Here is a 17,210-nt window from a genome sequence, read left to right as displayed (position 1 = left end):
CGGGGACTCGGAATCCGCCGAGTCACTTTCCTCCCCCCCCCCCCTCCCCCCTCCTCCCCCCCCCCCCCCCCCCCCCCCCCCCCCCCCGGGGCCGCGCGGCCCGCTGGCCGGGCTGGGCCCGCGGGAGCGGCTGATCCTGGTGCTGCGGTTGTACGAGGGGATCGCGGAGGAGCAGACGGCGGCGCTGCTCGGGCTGACCGTGGAACGCGTGCACACCGTCTGCGACGGGGCGGCGTCCCTGGTGCTGCACCCGGTCGGGGCGGCCGGGGCGCGCGGGGTGGGCGCGAAGGCGGCACCGTCATGAGCAGCCGGGCGGGCGGCACGGGGAGGCCGGGGTGATCCGGGCCGAGCGGGAGGTCGCCGTACGACGGCTGATGGGCGAACGGCCGCTACCCGTGCCGCCGGAGCTGTACCAGGAGGCGGTACGGCGCGGCGAGCGGCTGCTGCGGCGCGGGCGGCTGGTGCGCCGGGTGATGTGGGTGCTGGTGTGCGTGGCGGCGGTTGTGTTCGGGATGTGGGCGGCGTACGCCCACCCATGGGCGGAGCCGCCCTCGCGGACGACTCCGCCGGTGGGCGGCTGGTGACCCGTCCGCCGGTGGACGACGGGCGATACGGGCCGCCGGTGGACGGCCAGGGGTCCGGGCCGCCGGTGGGACAGCGGGTGATCCGGGCCACCGGTGGATGGCCGGGGATCCGAACCGCCGGTGGGCGGCCGGGGATCCGGGCCGTGACCGGCCCGGATCAGCGCTGCGAGGGCTAGCCCAGGGCCTGGCGCAGGTCCTCCAGCAGGTCGTCGGCGTTCTCGATGCCGACGGAGAGGCGGACGAGGTCGGCGGGGACCTCCAGGGCCGAGCCGGCCGCGGAGGCGTGGGTCATCCGGCCGGGGTGCTCGATCAGGGACTCGACGCCGCCGAGCGACTCACCGAGGGTGAACACCTTGGCGCGGTTGCACACCTCGACGGCCGCCTCCTCGCCGCCCTCGACGCGGAAGGAGATCATGCCGCCGAAGGCCCGCATCTGCTTGGCGGCGACCTCGTGACCGGGGTGCTCGGGCAGGCCCGGATAGAGCACGCTGGTGACGCGGGCGTGCCGGCTGAGCATGTCGGCGACCTTGGTGGCGTTCTCGCTGTGCCGGTCCATGCGCACCGCGAGGGTCTTGGTGCCGCGCAGCACCAGCCAGGAGTCGAAGGGGCCGGCGACGGCGCCCATCGCGTTCTGGTGGTAGGCCAGTTCCTCGCCGAGCGCCTGGTCGGAGACGATCAGGGCGCCGCCGACCACGTCGGAGTGGCCGCCCATGTACTTGGTCAGGGAGTGCACGACGACGTCCGCACCGAGCGACAGCGGCTGCTGGAGGTACGGGGTGGCGAAGGTGTTGTCGACGACGAGGCGCGCGCCCGCGTCGTGGGCGACCTGGGCGACGGCGGCGATGTCGGTGATGCCGAGCAGCGGGTTGGAGGGGGTCTCCACCCAGACGGCCTTGGTCCGCGGGGTGATCGCGGCCCGTACGGCGGCCGGGTCGCTGGTGTCGGCGACGGACCACTCCACGCCCCAGCGGGTGGCCACCTTGGAGAAGAGGCGGAAGGTGCCGCCGTAGGCGTCGTTCGGGATCACCACGTGGTCACCGGGGGTGAGCAGCGTGCGCAGCAGGGTGTCCTCGGCCGCGAGGCCGGAGGCGAACGCGAGGCCGCGGCTGCCGCCCTCCAGCGCGGCGAGGTTCTCCTCGAGGGCGGTACGGGTCGGGTTGGCGCTGCGGCTGTACTCGTAGCCGCCGCGCAGCCCGCCGACGCCGTCCTGCTTGTAGGTCGAGACCTGGTAGATCGGCGGGACGACCGCGCCGGTGAGGGGATCCGCGGTGTTGCCCGCGTGGATCGCGAGGGTCTCGAAGTGCTGACTGATGTGCCTGTCGCTCATGGGCACCGAGCGTAGTGTGCCCGGCGGGGTTCCGGCGCGTCCGGTGTCATGCCCCGGACGGAAGTTGTCCACAGGGTGGACGGCGAGGTTGTCCACAGGCCCGCGGCGGGGTTGGTCATTTGTCGGCGGGGTCTGGAACCCTTGGGGGCATGGTGATTCTCTGGCTGCTCCTGGCACTGCTCATGGTGAGCTTCGTGCTGCTCCCGCTCGTACGGCGCAGGCGCGGGCTGATCGAGCGGGTGCACCCGGACCACCCGGACGCCGCCGACCCCGCGGCCTACGGCTTCCTGCGCGAGGAGGAGCTGGACATACGGCTGCCCGGACCGGACCAGGATCTGCTGGACGCGCTGGAGCTGGTGCAGCGCACCGGGGACTACACGGCGGCGGCTCAGCTGCTGGCCGGCACCGAGACATCGGGCGAGTTGCGCTGGCAGCGGGTGCAGGCCCTCGGCGGCGCGGCCGCGCTGGAGCTGGAGCAGCGTCCCGGCGGGGTGCACGAGACGCCGGGCGGCCAGTGGCTGCGGGTGTGGCGGGCGGAGCGGCCCGAGGACGCGGGCGGTGCCGCCGTGCACGCGGAGTTCCTGGTGCAGCGGGCCTGGCGGGCGTCGGCGGCCGGTACGGAGGACTTCCGGCTGCTGCTGGAGGAGGCCCGCGAGGTGTGCGCGCAGGCGGCCGGGCTCGCCCCCGCCGACCCGGTGCCGCACATCATCGAGCTGGCCGTCGCCCGTGGACTGGGCGCATCCCGCGAGGAGTTCGAGCGGCTGTGGCTGAAGGTCCTCGACCGCGCCCCGCACCACATGGGCGCGCATCTGGCCGCGCTCCCCTACTGGTGCGAGAAGTGGCACGGCTCGCGCGAGCAGGCGTACGCCTTCGCCGAGGCGGCCGCGGCCCGCGCGCCGCGGGGCTCGCTGCTGGCCGCGCTGCCGCTGTTCGCGGTGTTCGAACACCTCCCCGAGGTGAACCTGGTGCTGAGCCTGTACCGCAGCGAGGTCGTCGCCAAGGCGATCCAGGGCGCACAGCACGCGGCGCACGAAGCCGACGCCACCGAGCCGACGCTGCCGCACGTCCGCCATCTGCTGGTCTTCTTCCTGGTCCGCGCCGAGCGCTGGGCGGAGGCGATGCACGAGCTGATACACGTCGACGGCCATGTCGGCGCCCTGCCGTGGACGCTGGCGGCCGACCCGGCGGCCGAGTTCGCGGTCTACCGCGCCCTGGCGGTAGGGGGGTTCGAGGCCAACGGGGGCAGCCCGGCGAGCCTGCCCGGCTGAGTCGGCCGAGCCCTCCCGCAGGGCGCCCACACGCTGCTGCCGGATGCGCGACGAGACGGTGGGGAGGGCGGCGGAGGCGGTCTGAAGCCGGGCCCTGGCGGCGGGGTCCCGCGAGCGGCCGGAGATGTCGTACCCCGCCCCCGCGGAGACAATGGGAGACCCCAGGGTGGTGAGGTGGTGCCCCCATGCCCGCATGGCACCTGCGCGACTATCACGACGACGATCTCGATCAGGCCATCCAGATCTGGGACCAGTGCCGGCAGGCCGACGAGGACCCGGTGTTCCCGGTCTCGGAGGTGATGGCCGCGGCGAAGGCCGGACAGACGGCGGTGGTCGCGGTGGTCGGGGAGGAGCTGGTGGGGATGGCCGTGGCCCAGGCCACGGGCAAGCGGGGCTGGATCCTGCTGATGGCGCTCGCCGCGCGCTGGCGTGAGCGCGGGATCGGCAGCGCGCTCCTCGCCGAGCTGGAGCGGCGGCTGCGGGCGCTCGGCGTGCGGCACATCAGCGCGCTGCTGCCCGTCGGCGCGGCCGGGTCCAAGGCGCTGGCCAACAGCGGCTACCGGTCGCGCGCGGACCTCACCTACTACGAGAAGCTCGAACCGCTCGGCGCCGCCAACGCCGATGTCCTCGCCGCGCTCGGCGGGCGCATGCTGCCCGAGGGGCTGTGGGACGCGATGGCCGGGATGGAGCGGGAGAAGCAGGTCGTGGAGCGGCGGGTGGTGCTGCCGCTGACGGAACCGGCGCTGGCCGACCGCTACGGCGTCGTGCCGCCGAAGTCGGTCATCCTGTTCGGGCCGCCCGGCACCGGCAAGACGAGCTTCGCCAAGGCGGTGGCCTCCCGGCTGGGCTGGCCGTTCGTGGAGCTGTTCCCCTCCCGGCTCGCCGCCGACACCAGCGAGGGGCTGGCCACGGCCCTGCGGGACGCCTTCGCGGACCTCGCGGAGCTGGACTCGGTGGTGCTTTTCATCGACGAGGTGGAGGAGATCGCCGCCGCGCGCTCCGGCAAGGCGGTGGACCCCGGACACGGGGTGACCAACGAACTGCTGAAGCTGATCCCGGTCTTCCGCGAGCACGACGCACGGCTGCTGGTGTGCGCCACCAATTCCGTACGGTCCCTCGACGCGGCCTTCCTGCGGCCGGGCCGGTTCGACTACGTCATCCCCATCGGGCCGCCCGACCCGACCGCCCGCGCCGCGATCTGGGCCCGCTATCTCCGGGGCGCGGGCGAGTCGGTGGACCTCGGCCGGCTGGTCGCCGCGAGCGAGCTGTTCACCCCGGCGGACATCGAGTACGCCGCCCGCAAGGGGGCCCAGGCCGCGTTCGAACGCGAGGTCGCCCACCGCGAGGGCCGCCCGGCGGGCACCGAGGACTACCTGGCCGCCATCTCCGACACCCGCCCGACCCTGACCACCAAGGCGATCAAGGAGTTCGGCGAGGACATCGACACGTACAGCCGGCTGTGACCCGAGCACACCGGCCACCCACCGCGTCCCCGGCGGCGAGTGGCCGGACGCCGGACTCCGGACGTCAGATCGTCGCGGTGTCGATCACGAAGCGGTACCGCACATCGCTGGCGAGCACCCGCTCGTACGCGTCGTTGATCTCCGACGCGGTGATCAGCTCGATCTCCGCGCCCAGGCCGTGCTCCGCGCAGAAGTCCAGCATCTCCTGGGTCTCCGGGATGCCGCCGATGCCGGAGCTGCTGAGGCTGCGGCGGTTGCCGAAGAGGGACTGGAGGACGATCTGCACCGGCTCCTCGGGCAGGCCCACGTTGACCATGGCGCCGTCCGTGCGCAGCAGCGAGAGGTAGGCGCCGAAGTCCAGCGGGGCCGAGACCGTGTTGAGGATGAGGTCGAAGGTGCCCTTGAGGTCCTCGAAGGTCTTCGGGTCGCTGGTGGCGTAGTAGTGGTCGGCGCCCAGCTTCAGGCCGTCGTCCTTCTTGCGCAGGGACTGGGAGAGGACGGTGACCTCCGCGCCCAGCGCGTGCGCGATCTTGACGCCCATGTGGCCGAGGCCGCCGAGGCCGACGACGGCGACCTTCTTGCCGGGGCCGGCGTTCCAGTGCTTCAGCGGGGAGTACGTGGTGATGCCGGCGCACAGCAGCGGCGCGGCCACGTCGAGGGACAGGCCCTCGGGGATGCGGACGACGTAGTTCTCGTCCACGACGACCTTCTGGGAGTAGCCGCCGTACGTCGGCGTGCCGTCCCGGCCGGTGTCGTTGTACGTCCAGGTGGGGCCCTGCTCGCAGTACTGCTGGAGGCCGGCCTTGCAGTTGTCGCACTCCCGGCAGGAGTCGACCATGCAGCCGACGCCCACCCGGTCGCCGACGGCGTACTTCGTCACGCCGGAGCCGACCTCCGTGACGACGCCCGCGATCTCGTGGCCCGGCACCATCGGGAAGGACGCCTTGCCCCAGCCCTCGCGGACCTGGTGGATGTCGGAGTGGCAGATACCGGCGAACTTGATGTCGATCAGGACGTCGAACTCGCCCACCGCCCGTCGCTCGATCTCGGTCCGCTCCAGCGGGGCCTTCGCGGCGGGTGCGGCGTACGCGGCAACTGTGGTCATGGCGGGGTTCTCCCTCACAAGGTCTGACGTGTGCCCGGCTGCGTGTCCGCCGAGCACACCTCAAGGGTGCCCCCTGTCCCGCGAAGCACCCAGGCCACGCCTTTGCGTACGACCGCTGTGCCTACCACTGGCGGGGTCAGGCTGGCAGGCCTACGACCAGCGGGGGCGGCGGATACTTGCGGTATGGAAGAACAGCAGGACACCGCGGTGACCGGCCCGCCCCTGGACCGGCGGGCCGAGCTCAGCGAGTTTCTGCGCAGCCGGCGGGCCCGGCTCAAGCCCGAGGACGTGGGGCTGCCCGACTTCGGCCGGCACCGCCGGGTGCCGGGGCTGCGCCGGGAGGAGCTGGCGCAGCTGGCCGGGGTGTCGGTGGCGTACTACACGCGCCTGGAGCAGGGCAACGGCCGCAATGTGTCGGCGGAGGTCCTGGACTCGATCGCCCGCGCCCTGCGCCTCACGGACGCCGAGCACGCGCATCTGACCCATCTGGCCAGGCCGAAGGCGCACAAGAAGAAGCCGGCCGCCCGGCAGCAGCAGGTGCGGCCGGCGCTGCGGCAGCTGCTGGACACGCTGGAGGGCGTGCCCGCGTACATCGTGGGCCGGCGCTCGGAGATCCTGGCCTGGAACCGGATGGCGGCGGCGGTCTTCGGCGACTGGGCGGAGCTGCCGGTGGCCGAGCGGAACTGGGCGCGCCTGGTGTTCCTCAGGCCCGAGTACCGGGACCTGTTCGTCGACTGGGAGCAGAAGGCGATCGACATCGTCTGCGCGCTGCGCATGGACGCGGGCTGCTATCCGGACGACCCCCGGCTGTCCGCGCTGGTGGGGGAACTCTCCGTCAAGAGCGAGGAGTTCCGCCGGCTGTGGGCCACGCACGACGTCAAGGAGAAGAGTTACGGCGTCAAGCGGCTGCACCATCCGCTGGTGGGCGACCTCGCCCTGAACTACGAGTCGTTCCGCATGTCGGACGGCACCGACCAGTGCCTGCTCACCTACCACGCGGAAGCGGGCTCGCCGTCCGCCGAGTCCCTGCGGCTGCTGGCCAGTTGGGGAACCGACGCGACCCGCGCGGGGACCTCCGCATAGCCCCCGCGCGGCCGGGCGTCAGGTGCCCGCGTTCTCCTTCACCGTGATCTTGCCCTTGCGGATGGTGACGAGACGCGGTGCCTTCTTGGCGAGCGAGGAGTCATGGGTGACCATGATGAAGGTCAGCCCGTGCTCCTTCCACAGCCGTTCGAGTACGTCCATGATCTCGTCGCGGGTGCTCTCGTCGAGGTTGCCGGTCGGCTCGTCGGCGAGCAGCACCTTGGGCTTCTTCACCAGCGCGCGGGCGATGGCGACGCGCTGCTGCTGGCCGCCGGACATCTCGCCGGGCAGATGCCCCAGGCGTTCGCCGAGGCCGACGGATTCCAGCGCCTCGGCGGCGAGTTCGCGCCGCTGCTTCGTCTTGATGCCGAGCGGTACGAGGGCGGTCTCCACGTTCTCCTGGGCGGTGAGCGTGGGGATGAGGTTGAAGGACTGGAAGACGAAGCCGATGTTCTCGCTGCGCACCCGCGTCAGCCGGGCCTCGCTCAGCTTGGCCAGGTCGGTGCCGTCCAGGACCACCTCGCCGGAGGTGGGCCGGTCGAGGCCGCCGAGCATCTGGAGCAGGGTGGACTTGCCGCCGCCGGTGGGGCCCTGGATGACGAGGCGGTCGCCGTCGCCGATGGTCAGGTCGACGCCGTCGAGGGCGTGGATGCTCTCCTTGCCGCGGGTGTAGCGCTTGGTGACGTTCTTGAGTTCATACATGGTGGCTCCTGGGAGGGATTTCGGGGAGGGCGGTCGCGCGCGGGGCGGCTACTCCACCCGCCGCAGCGCGTCCGCCGGGCGCAGCCGGGAGGCGCGCCAGCCGCCGAAGGCTCCCGCGATGAGGCCGCCCGCCACCGCGAGGCCGACCGCCAGCAGGATGGTCGTCAGGCTCACCGGGGCCGTCAGGGCCACCTCCAGGGACTTCGCGGCCTGCCGGCCGGCACCGCCGAACCCGGCGCCGCCGCCCCCGCCGAAGCTGCCGCCACCGGGGCGCTCGCCGAAGCCGCTCCCGCTCGCGCCCAGTTGGGCCTGGAGGGTCGGGCTGATCGCGGTGACGACGTAGGCGCCCGCGAGGCCCAGGGCGATGCCGAGGACGCCGCCCACCAGGCCGTTGACGATGGCCTCGCCGACCACCTGCCGGGTGACCCGGCCCGACTTCCAGCCCAGCGCCTTCAGGGTGCCGAACTCGCGCACCCGGCGGGAGACCGCGGAGGAGGTGAGCAGGCCGGCGACCAGGAACGCGGCCACGAGCACCGCGATCGACAGCCACTTGCCGACGTTGGTGGCGAGCGAGGAGGCGGTGGACAGGGAGCCCGAGACCGTCTTGGCGAGGTCGGAGGAGGTGGTGACCGTCGTACCGGAGACGTTCTTCTGGATGGTGCTCTTGACGGCGTCGATCTTCTGGGAGTCGGTCGCCCGCACGTAGATCGTGGTGACCTTGTCCTTCTCGCCCGCGAGGGTCTGCGCCTGCTCCAGCGGGATGTACAGGTTGGCCGCCGAGTCGCCGCTGTCCGCGGTGGCGATGCCGATCACCTTGTACGTGGTGCCCTTGATGGTGACGGTGGAGCCGACCTTGTACTTCTTCTCCTTGGCGTACGCCGAGTCGGCCACGGCCACCTTGGCGTTCGTCTCGGTGGACTTGAAGCCGCGCCCGCTGGTGATCTTGGAGGAGGTCAGCGGGCCCAGTCCGGTCTGGGTGACGTCGGTGCCGTAGACCGTGTACTGGTTGATGTTGAAGTCGGCGCCGCCGCCCTTGACCTCGCCCTGCGGCTGGCCGCTGCTGCCGCGCCGGAAGCCGTAGCCGCTACCGCCGCCGCTCTGCTGGTACTGGCCGCGGGTGAAGGTGCCGCTGACCTTGACCACGGAGAGGTTGAGGCCGCCGGCGGCCGCCGCCACGCCCTGCTGGCCGGAGACCTTGGAGACGGTGGAGGAGGCGAGGGTGCTGAAGCCCTGTACCCGGACCCGGTCGCTGCTCTGCGTCGTCTTGTCGCCCTCGCCGTGCGCGCCGAACTGGAAGCGGGGCTGCTGGGAGCCCGCGGCGGTGGGCGTGGCCGCCTTGGTGACCGTCATGTCCGTACCGAGGCCGTAGAGCGACTGGAGGACCTTGTCCTGGGCCTTGCCCATGCCGCTGGCAACGGAGTTGACCACGATGACCAGCGCGATGCCCAGCGCGAGGCCGGAGGCGACGACGAGCGCCGCCTTCCGACGGCGGCGCAGCTCGCGCCTCAGGTAGGTGAAGAACATGCGCCGCACGTTAGGAACACACCGTGACGGCATGCTGAGTCCACTGTGAGAGCTGGATAAGAAACCCCGGAAACAGCGGTGCCGCCCCCGGAGGGGCGGCACTGGAGGGGCTGTCGGGGGCGCGGCTCAGACGGCCGAACCGGCCTTCCACTGGGCCCAGTCCATGTTCCAGCCGTTGAGACCGTTGTCCGGGGCGACGGTCTTGTCGCCGGTGTGCTGGATCACCACGACGTCACCGATCAGCGAGTGGTTGTAGAACCAGGCGGCCGGGGTGTTCGGGTCGCCCGCGCCCTTGACGTCCTGGAGGCCGACGCAGCCGTGGCTGGTGTTGACGCTGCCGAACACCGAGGGGGCGCCCCAGTAGTTGCCGTGGATGAAGGTGCCGGAGGTGGTCAGGCGCATGGCGTGCGGCACGTCCTTGATGTCGTACTCGCCCTTGCCGTCGTCGTCGGTGAAGCCGACGGTCGCGCCGTTCATACGGGTCTGCTTGAACTTCTCGGAGATCACCATCTGGCCCTCGTACGTGGTGTGCTCGGGGGCGCCGGCGGAGATCGGGATGGTCTTGACGACCTTGCCGTCCTGCGTGACCTTCATCTGGTGGGTCTGCGCGTCGACGTAGGAGACCTGGTTGCGGCCGATGTGGAAGGTGACCGTCTTCTGCTGGACGCCGTAGACGCCGTTCGCGCCCTGGACGCCGTCGAGGGCGAGCTTCAGGGTGACGGTGGAGCCTTCCTTCCAGTAGTCCTGGGGGCGGCAGTCCATGCGGTTGGCGTTGAACCAGTGGCAGGCGACCTCCTGGCCGCTGCTGGAGCTGACCGTGATGCCCTTCTGCACGGCCGCCTTGTTGGTGATCGCCTTGTCGAAGTTGATCGACACCGGCATGCCCACGCCGACGGTCGAGCCGTTGTCGGGGGTGTAGGTGCCGATGAAGCTGTTCGCCGGGGAAACGGTGGTGAAGGACGCGTTCTCGTGGGCTATGCGGCCCTGGGAGTCCTTGGCCGTCGCGGCGATCTTGTAGGTGGTGGAGCGCTCCAGCTGGACGGTCGGCTTCCAGCTCAGCTTGTCCGCGGACAGCTGGCCGGCGACGGCCTTGCCGTCCTCGGTGGTCATGGTGACACCGGTGAGCGTGCCCTTGCTGACGGTGACGGTGCCGGAGTTGTTGATCGACGCGTTGTCCGAGCCGTCCTTCGGGGTGACCGCGATCTGCGCCTCGGACGACTTCTTGGCGGCCGCCGCGTCGGCCTGGGCCTGCGATGATTCACCGCCGCCGTGGGCCGCGGCCTTGTCTCCTCCGGAACAGGCCGAGAGCATCAGCACACCGCCGAGCAGCGCGGACGCGGCCACCAGGCCCTTGCGCCGCTTACCGTCCGTCATCACAAGCTTCTCCATCGTTGCCGAGTCGCAGATAACCCCGAGAGTCCCCCGCAAGAACCTTCAACGCTACGGCCGGTTCGTCCCGTTCCGGAACCAGTGGATCTGTGGGGCACGCCACGTCCGCCGACTTGTGCCGCGGTGCGTCGCCGGGCGGGTGGCCGTGCCGCGGTACGTCGCCGGGCGGGTGGTGGTGTGCGATCGGTCCGTGCGCCCCCCCGCACGACAAAACCCCGGACGGCCCTCGCCGTCCGGGGTTTGACCCGCCCCTGAGCGCTCAGCCGACGGCGTCTTCTTCGTCGTCCTCCTCATCATCGCCGTCGATGTCCCATTCGGGCGAGTCCGGGTCGTAGTCGATCCGCTCACTCGACCAGGAAGCCTGCTGGAGCTCCACGCCGGGCACCGCGCTGACCAGGTCGAACGGATCCACGAGATAGGCGAGGGCCTCCGCGGTGTCCTCCGTCACAGCACCCTCGGCCTGGTCCCGCTCGGCTTCCGGCAGTTCCGGGTCGGCGGCGAGCCGGCGCAGCGCGGCCCTGGTTACCTCGTCGTCGTCCTGGACCTCGACCACCAGCTCCACCCGAAGCCGTACATACCGTGATGTCTCTTCATCGCTCATGGCGGGAGCGTACGGCCGAAACCTCCCGTGACTTTCCCGTGACCCGCGACTTTCACTAACATCGGTTCACCCGGCCAATTCGCCAGCGTCACAAGGGGATCGATATTCCGTGTCATCCGCTCGCCGTCCGCTGCTGACCGCCACCGCCGCGGGCACTCTGCTGTGCGCCCTGTGGTTCGTCCCGTCCGCGCACGCGTCCCAGGAGGAACCGGCGCGCAACATGGCGGCCGGCTCCGTCACGACCTTCTCCCGGCCCGCCGCCGAGCAGGCGAGCGCGGTGACGACGGCGGCCAGAACCGATTCGGCGACGGCGGACGGCGACCGGCTCGCCGACACCGGAAGCCCGGACACCACGCCGTACGTCGTCGGCGGGAGCCTCTTCCTCGCGCTGGGCGCCGGATTCGTGGTGTATTCGGTGCGCCGCGAACGCCTGGGTTTTTAATCTCCCTTGACTGATCTTTCACAGGGATTACATAGTTCGCCCTATGAAGAGATCATCGGGCGCCCGGCTGTGCGCCGCCGTCGCCGTGAGCGCGCTGTCGTTCGCCCTTGTCACGGGCTGTTCTGACGGAGGGTCGAAGGACGCCCCGGATCCGAAGACGGCGGGGAAGGCGCTGAGCGCCGCCGAGTTGCGGAAGCTGATCGTCACTCAGGACGCGCTGCCCGGCTACCAGGTCGGGGCGGTGCCCGAGAGCCGCGCCAAGCGGATCACCACCGACAAGACGGCCTGCGACCCGTTGACACGGGTGATGAGCGGGCTCCCGCCCACCGCCGCGCCGGCGAGCACCGACCGCATGGTCACCGAGAACGCGAAGAAGCGGCCCTCGGCCAAGCCGACGTCCCTGGACGACATGGACGAGGGCGAGTTCGAGGAGACGATGCAGAAGTCCCTCGACCGGGACGTCACCACGGTGACGCTCGCCTCGTACGAGGGGGACGGCGCCGAGCGGGCCCTGACGTCGCTGTCCGCCGCCCTGAAGGCGTGCGCGGGCGGCTTCACCGGCCGGCAGGCGGGCACCTCGGTGAAGTTCACCAGGGTGGCCGGGGAGAAGCCCGCGGGCGGCGGGGACGCGTCGGTGGCGTTCGCCGCGACGATGGAAGAGGGCGGCGGGGACGGCGGGGGCACGGCACCCGTGCACGCCGAGGTGGACCGGCACGGCTCCACCCTGTCCGTCTACTTCACGTCGAACCTGGGCGCGATGATGGCCAGGAAGGCGTACACGGTGACGCCGGCGGTCGTGCGGGCGCAGGAGACCAGGCTGACGTGACGGCGAAGGGGCCCTGGGCATCACCAGGGCCCCTGTGCTTGCCGGTTGCCGGAACGGGCCGCCTGCTGGAGCGGACCGGCTACTGGAACGGGCCGCCTACTGGAGCGATCCGGCTACTGGAACGGGCCGCTTACTGGAGCGATCCGGCTACTGAAGCGGACCGGCTACTGAAGCGGTCCGGCCTACTGGAGCGGTCCGGTGACCTTCTCCACGGCCTCGACAAGGTGGCCGCCGCGCACGAAGGCGTCGGCCGCGGCCAGGTCGGGGGCCAGGAAACGGTCCGGTCCAGGGCCCTGGACACCGGCGGCGCGGACGGCCTCGATCACGGCACGGGAGGCGGGCGCCGGGCTCAGGCCCTCGCGCAGTTCGAGGGCGCGGGTGGCCGCGTACAGCTCGACGGCGATGATCCGGGTGAGGTTGTCCACGGCGGTGCGCAGCTTGCGCGCGGCCGACCAGCCCATGGAGACGTGGTCCTCCTGCATCGCGGAGGACGGGATGGAGTCCGCGGAGGCCGGTACGGCGAGCCGCTTCATCTCGCTGACCAGGGCGGCCTGCGTGTACTGGGCGATCATCAGACCGGAGTCCACGCCGGCGTCGTCGGCGAGGAACGGCGGCAGGCCGTGGCTGCGGTTCTTGTCGAGCAGCCGGTCGGTGCGGCGCTCGGCGATGGAGCCGAGGTCGGCGGCGGCGACGGCGAGGAAGTCCAGCACATAGGCCACGGGCGCGCCGTGGAAGTTGCCGTTGGACTCCACCCGCCCTCCCCCAGAGCCGAAAGCCTGGGAGGTGCCCCCAGGCAGCACCACCGGGTTGTCCACGGCGGCGGCCAGCTCGCGCTCGGCGACCAGGCGGGCGTGCGCCATCGTGTCCCGGCCGGCGCCCGCGACCTGCGGGGCGCAGCGCACCGAGTAGGCGTCCTGGACGCGCGGGGCGTCGTCCTGGTGGTGCCCGGTGAGCTGGGAACCCTCCAGCACCGCCAGCATGTTGGCGGCCGCGGCGCCCTGACCGGGGTGCGGGCGGATGGCGTGCAGCTCGGGCGCGAGCACCTTGTCGGTGCCGAGCAGCGCCTCCAGGCTGAGGGCGGCGGTGATGTCGGCGGACTTGTAGAGGGTGTCGAGGTCGGCGAGGGCCATGATCAGCATGCCGAGCATGCCGTCGGTGCCGTTGAGCAGGGCCAGGCCCTCCTTCTCGCGCAGCTCGACGGGCTGGATGCCGTGCTCGGCGAGGAGTTCGCCGGCGGGCCGTACGACGCCGTCGGGGCCCTCGGCGTCGCCCTCGCCCATCAGGGTCAGGGCACAGTGGGACAGCGGGGCGAGGTCGCCGGAGCAGCCGAGAGAGCCGTACTCGTGCACGACCGGGGTGATCCCGGCGTTGAGCACGTCGGCCATGGTCTGCGCGACCTCGGGGCGCACGCCGGTGTGTCCGGAGCAGACGGTCTTCAGGCGCAGGAACATCAGGGCCCGTACGACTTCCCGCTCCACCCGCGGGCCCATGCCGGCGGCGTGCGAGCGGACGATGTTGCGCTGTAGCTGGGCGCGGAGTTCCGGGCTGATGTGCCGGGTCGCCAGGGCGCCGAAACCGGTGGAGACGCCGTAGACCGGATCCGGCTTGGCCGCCAGCGCGTCCACGATCTCGCGGGCCGCGGCCAGCGCGGCCACGGCCTCCTCCGACAGCTCGATGCGGGCAGCGCCGCGCGCCACGGCGAGAACGTCGGACGCCGAGACACCAGTCGTCCCCACCACCACAGTGTGCATATCCATATTCAGGAGCGTACGCATTGAATGCGGCGCTGTCACTAGTGGGGACGGGGTGCGCCCCTTACCCGGCGATGTGGGCTTCGTCGCAGCCCTCAGGGGTTGCGGCCGCGGAAGCGGCGGCGCTCGCGGGGCGGCGGCGGCGCGTCGGCGAGGCGGACGACGGGATCGTCGGGGCCTTCACGCCCGGCGACCACGGGGCGGTCGGCGCGCATCGCCTTGGCACGGTACTGCGCGGCGTCCGCGAGGCGGAACAGCCGCCGCCCGTCGGCCACCGGGCCGATCGGGTCCTCGGTCGAGGCGACCCCGCAGGCCACCCCCTCCCCCAGCTCCAACTCGCCCGCGCGGCGGCACAGTTCGTCCGCCGCCTTGACCACGGCGTCGGCGGGCGGGCCGACCGCGAGGAGGCAGAACTCGTCCCCGCCGAGCCGCGCGACCAGCGCGCCCGGCACCATCGCACCGCACAGCGACAGCACCGAGCCGAAGCGTTCGAGGAGCCGGTCGCCTACGGAGTGGCCCTGGGTGTCGTTGACCCGCTTGAGCCCGTTCAGGTCGCACACCACGAGGCTGACGACGGCGCCGTCCGCGCGGTGCCGTTCGAGCGCCTCGTCGAGGTGCACATCGACGGCGCGGCGGTTGGCGAGGCCGGTCAGGGCGTCGGTGTAGGCGAGCCGGCGGGCCTCCTCCAGGCGCTCGGTCTGCGCGAGCCCCGCGGCGACGACGGCGGCGAGCACGGTCGCGAAGTCGGCGTCCGGGCGGCCGAACACCGGAGCTCCGACGGCACGGGCGACGTAGACCTCGCCCCAGGCCCTGCCGTGCAGCACGACGGGGGCGACGACACAGCAGCCACGGCCGCGGCGGCGCAGGGCGGCGACGCGCTGGTGGAAGTAACCGGGGACGCCGGCGGCGGTGCCCTCGGCGGTCTCCACCCAGGCGTTGGGACCACCGCCGCCGGCCCAGCGTTCGTGCAGGAACTCGGTGATCTCCGGGAACTGGTGCACCGGGTACGACTCGGCCTCGGGGAACTCCTCCTCGTCCGGGCACCGGTCCCCCACGTTCACCAGGACCCGCAGCCGGCCCAGCTCGCGCTCCCACACCGACAGCGCGGCGAAGCTGCCGTCCAGCGCGTGACAGGCGCCGAGCGCGGCGGCGTGCCACGAGTCCTCAGGGGTGCGTGCCGCGGCCATCCCCTGCGCCAACGCCACCACTGCGGCAAGCCGCTTGTCGTCGCCCATTACTCCAGGCTAGGGAGGATTTTGTCAGATAGGTACATGGATGCGGCGAATAGGGGGTTTGTTCGGGGCGCTCCGGCCTCGCGTTCGCCGTGCGGGGACGGTCGCGCGGTGCGCCGGTCCGGACTCCTGCGGCATGTCAGCCGGTCCGGCGCGTGTAGACCGCGTGGCCGGCCGCCGCGACCGCCGCGGTGAAGGCCACGAAGACGGCCCCGCCCAGGAGGGCGTCATGCGCGGTGTCGGCGGACAGCATCCGCTGACCGGCGGCAAAGGGCAGCCACTCGGCCGCCCTGTCGAGACGGATGCCGGGGATCTGCCCGGACAGGGCGCTCAGGACCCGTTCTCCCAGCGGCGGCACCAGCAGCAGCACCAGGACCGGGCCGACCCGGTTGCGCAGCAGCGCCGCCACCGACGGGCACAGCAGCATCCAGCAGGCCATCCAGAGCGCGAGTCGCGCGGTGGCGCCGATCAGCTCTGCCCAGAGCGGAGGGTGGATGCCTTTGGCCGCGGCCACCACCGCGAGGCCGGCGCTCTCCAGCAGGCCGGTCACCGCGGACACCGTCACACCGATCGTGGCGCCGACCGCGCACTTGGCCCAGAAGGCGTGACCGCGGGACGCCGCCGTGAGCCAGGTGGTCCGGCTCGCGCCGCGCAGCAGTTCCGTCGACACCGGGCCGGCCCCCAGTACGAGGAGGTAGACGGCAAGGCCGGGGATCTGCAAGAGGGCCGGCGACCACTGCACGGAATGCGCCAGCTCCGGGTCGGTCATGTCCTTGGAGGACTCGATGAGGAAGGGCGCCGCCAGGGGCACCCACAGCGCCAGGAGAACGACGATGGAGGCAAGGACCCAGGTGGAGCGCAGCGCGGCCAGGTGGCGCAGTTCGTAGTGGCAGGCGCGCCACCACTCTGCCGCTCCGGAGCGCGCGGTGTCGATGGTGTGGCCCGTGTGCGCCGTGCCGCTCATGCGATCTTGAATTCCTCGTGCGCGATGGTCAGGTGGAAGTCTTCGAGGCTGGACCGGTCTTCCGACAACTGGAACAAAGGGACACGGAGTTCGAGGCAGAGACGGGCCAGCTTCTCCCGGTCGATGCCGGTGACGTCGGCGGTGTCCGGGCCGGTGCGGCTCAGCTCGAACCCCTCCCGGCGGGCCAGGCCGGTGAGCGCGGGGGCGTCGTCGGGCGCGAACTGGATCCGCACCACGGACTGCCGGTCGGCGTACGCGAGAAGGTCGCTCATGGCGGCCTCGGCGACGACCCTCCCCCGTGAGAGCACGGCGACCCGGTCGGCCATCTGCTGCATCTCGGCCAGGAGGTGGCTGGAGAGGAGAACCGCGGTTCCCGTGTCGGCGATCGTCCGCAGGAAGTCGCGGAGCCAGCGGATGGCGTGGGGGTCGAGACCGTTCGCGGGCTCGTCCAGGATGAGCACGCGGGGCTCGGCGATGAGTGCCTGGGCGATGCCGATGCGCTGTGACATGCCCGGCGACAGGGCCGACAGCCGGGTGCCGGCGGCTTCCCGCATGCCGACCTGTTCCAGCAGTTCGTCCGCGCGCCGGGCGGGCACCCCGGCCCCGGCCGCGACCATGCGCAGATGATGGCGTACCCGGTGTTTCGGGTGTCCCGCCACCCCGGTGAACGCCGCCCCGACGATGCGGGAGGGGGACCGCCAGGCGGCGAGGGGACGGCCGAAGAACAGCGTGCGCCCCTCGGCCGGGAGAAGGCCGAGCATGGCGCGCAGCGTCGTCGTCTTGCCGGAGCCGTTGGAGCCGACGAAGCCGGTCACGCATCCGGCACGCAGATCCATCGATATGCCGTCGAGTACCTAATTCCTTCCGAAAGCACGCCGTAGCTCGCGCACCTGGACCGCCACGTCCGTCACCGGCACCTCATTCCTCGCCTGCCCGATTTCCGAGGGTG

The 17,210-nt window shown here is 71.9% G+C and carries 17 protein-coding genes; 7 read left to right on the top strand and 10 right to left on the bottom strand.

Features of this window, described 5'->3' with window-relative positions; translation table 11 throughout:
* Together AC069R_RS11505 and AC069R_RS11500 are read left to right on the top strand one after the other, a co-directional pair.
* Window positions 1-304: sigma factor-like helix-turn-helix DNA-binding protein (locus tag AC069R_RS11505; protein WP_478766508.1), on the top strand; the 304-nt coding region annotated here is incomplete at its 5' end.
* A gap of 31 nt (window positions 305-335) precedes the next feature.
* On the top strand, window positions 336-584 hold the full coding sequence (locus AC069R_RS11500; protein ID WP_478766506.1) for a hypothetical protein: 249 nt from the start codon (window positions 336-338) through the stop codon (window positions 582-584).
* 172 nt (window positions 585-756) lie between these two features.
* Here AC069R_RS11500 and AC069R_RS11495 read toward each other — a convergent pair whose 3' ends face one another.
* Entirely contained in the window at window positions 757-1,911 is a 1,155-nt protein-coding gene (locus tag AC069R_RS11495) for a cystathionine gamma-synthase (protein ID WP_397984315.1), read from the bottom strand.
* Between the two features lie 149 nt (window positions 1,912-2,060).
* On the opposite strand from AC069R_RS11495, the gene AC069R_RS11490 reads away from it, so the two are divergent.
* Window positions 2,061-3,179, top strand: a complete 1,119-nt coding sequence (locus AC069R_RS11490; RefSeq protein ID WP_478766504.1) for a hypothetical protein — start codon at window positions 2,061-2,063, stop codon at window positions 3,177-3,179.
* Between the two features lie 185 nt (window positions 3,180-3,364).
* Window positions 3,365-4,642, top strand: coding sequence for an ATP-binding protein (locus AC069R_RS11485; RefSeq protein ID WP_478766502.1), 1,278 nt, complete (start codon window positions 3,365-3,367; stop codon window positions 4,640-4,642).
* A 64-nt stretch (window positions 4,643-4,706) separates the two neighbouring features.
* On the opposite strand, the gene AC069R_RS11480 is transcribed toward AC069R_RS11485, so the two are convergent.
* Window positions 4,707-5,747, bottom strand: a complete 1,041-nt coding sequence (locus AC069R_RS11480; protein ID WP_478766500.1) for an NAD(P)-dependent alcohol dehydrogenase — start codon at window positions 5,745-5,747, stop codon at window positions 4,707-4,709.
* Between the two features lie 183 nt (window positions 5,748-5,930).
* Here AC069R_RS11480 and AC069R_RS11475 point away from each other — a divergent pair, with 183 nt between their 5' ends.
* On the top strand, window positions 5,931-6,830 hold the full coding sequence (locus tag AC069R_RS11475) for a helix-turn-helix domain-containing protein (protein ID WP_478766498.1): 900 nt from the start codon (window positions 5,931-5,933) through the stop codon (window positions 6,828-6,830).
* A gap of 18 nt (window positions 6,831-6,848) precedes the next feature.
* On the opposite strand, the gene AC069R_RS11470 is transcribed toward AC069R_RS11475, so the two are convergent.
* The 4 genes from AC069R_RS11470 to AC069R_RS11455 form a co-directional block, all read right to left on the bottom strand.
* Window positions 6,849-7,532 (bottom strand): ABC transporter ATP-binding protein, encoded by a 684-nt coding sequence (locus tag AC069R_RS11470; RefSeq protein WP_478766496.1) that lies wholly within the window; start codon window positions 7,530-7,532, stop codon window positions 6,849-6,851.
* 48 nt (window positions 7,533-7,580) lie between these two features.
* Window positions 7,581-9,056, bottom strand: a complete 1,476-nt coding sequence (locus tag AC069R_RS11465; protein WP_478766494.1) for an ABC transporter permease — start codon at window positions 9,054-9,056, stop codon at window positions 7,581-7,583.
* 126 nt (window positions 9,057-9,182) lie between these two features.
* A complete protein-coding gene (locus AC069R_RS11460) occupies window positions 9,183-10,430 on the bottom strand; it encodes a L,D-transpeptidase (RefSeq protein ID WP_478766492.1) in 1,248 nt (415 codons plus the stop codon).
* 274 nt (window positions 10,431-10,704) lie between these two features.
* Window positions 10,705-11,046, bottom strand: coding sequence for a hypothetical protein (locus AC069R_RS11455; protein WP_478766490.1), 342 nt, complete (start codon window positions 11,044-11,046; stop codon window positions 10,705-10,707).
* Window positions 11,047-11,155: 109 nt separating this feature from the next.
* On the opposite strand from AC069R_RS11455, the gene AC069R_RS11450 reads away from it, so the two are divergent.
* Together AC069R_RS11450 and AC069R_RS11445 are read left to right on the top strand one after the other, a co-directional pair.
* Window positions 11,156-11,488, top strand: coding sequence for an LAETG motif-containing sortase-dependent surface protein (locus tag AC069R_RS11450; RefSeq protein WP_478766488.1), 333 nt, complete (start codon window positions 11,156-11,158; stop codon window positions 11,486-11,488).
* A gap of 43 nt (window positions 11,489-11,531) precedes the next feature.
* Window positions 11,532-12,314: a hypothetical protein gene (locus AC069R_RS11445; protein WP_478766486.1), complete on the top strand. Its 783-nt coding sequence runs from the start codon at window positions 11,532-11,534 to the stop codon at window positions 12,312-12,314.
* 182 nt (window positions 12,315-12,496) lie between these two features.
* Here AC069R_RS11445 and hutH read toward each other — a convergent pair whose 3' ends face one another.
* The 4 genes from hutH to AC069R_RS11425 all read right to left on the bottom strand — a co-directional run bounded on the left by hutH (window position 12,497) and on the right by AC069R_RS11425 (window position 17,103).
* Complete coding sequence (gene hutH / locus AC069R_RS11440; RefSeq protein WP_478766563.1) at window positions 12,497-14,065, bottom strand: histidine ammonia-lyase; 1,569 nt, start codon at window positions 14,063-14,065, stop codon at window positions 12,497-12,499.
* Between the two features lie 95 nt (window positions 14,066-14,160).
* Complete coding sequence (locus AC069R_RS11435; RefSeq protein WP_478766484.1) at window positions 14,161-15,300, bottom strand: GGDEF domain-containing protein; 1,140 nt, start codon at window positions 15,298-15,300, stop codon at window positions 14,161-14,163.
* 136 nt (window positions 15,301-15,436) lie between these two features.
* Window positions 15,437-16,261 (bottom strand): hypothetical protein, encoded by an 825-nt coding sequence (locus tag AC069R_RS11430; RefSeq protein ID WP_478766482.1) that lies wholly within the window; start codon window positions 16,259-16,261, stop codon window positions 15,437-15,439.
* On the bottom strand, window positions 16,258-17,103 hold the full coding sequence (locus AC069R_RS11425; RefSeq protein ID WP_478766561.1) for an ABC transporter ATP-binding protein: 846 nt from the start codon (window positions 17,101-17,103) through the stop codon (window positions 16,258-16,260). The genes AC069R_RS11430 and AC069R_RS11425 overlap by 4 nt, the downstream gene beginning before the upstream one ends.
* Window positions 17,104-17,210 lie beyond the last annotated feature (107 nt).

This window comes from Streptomyces sp. NPDC043952 (assembly GCF_056435325.1).
Note: the sequence above shows the minus strand (reverse complement) of the source record. Positions and strands in the feature narration are given on the sequence as shown.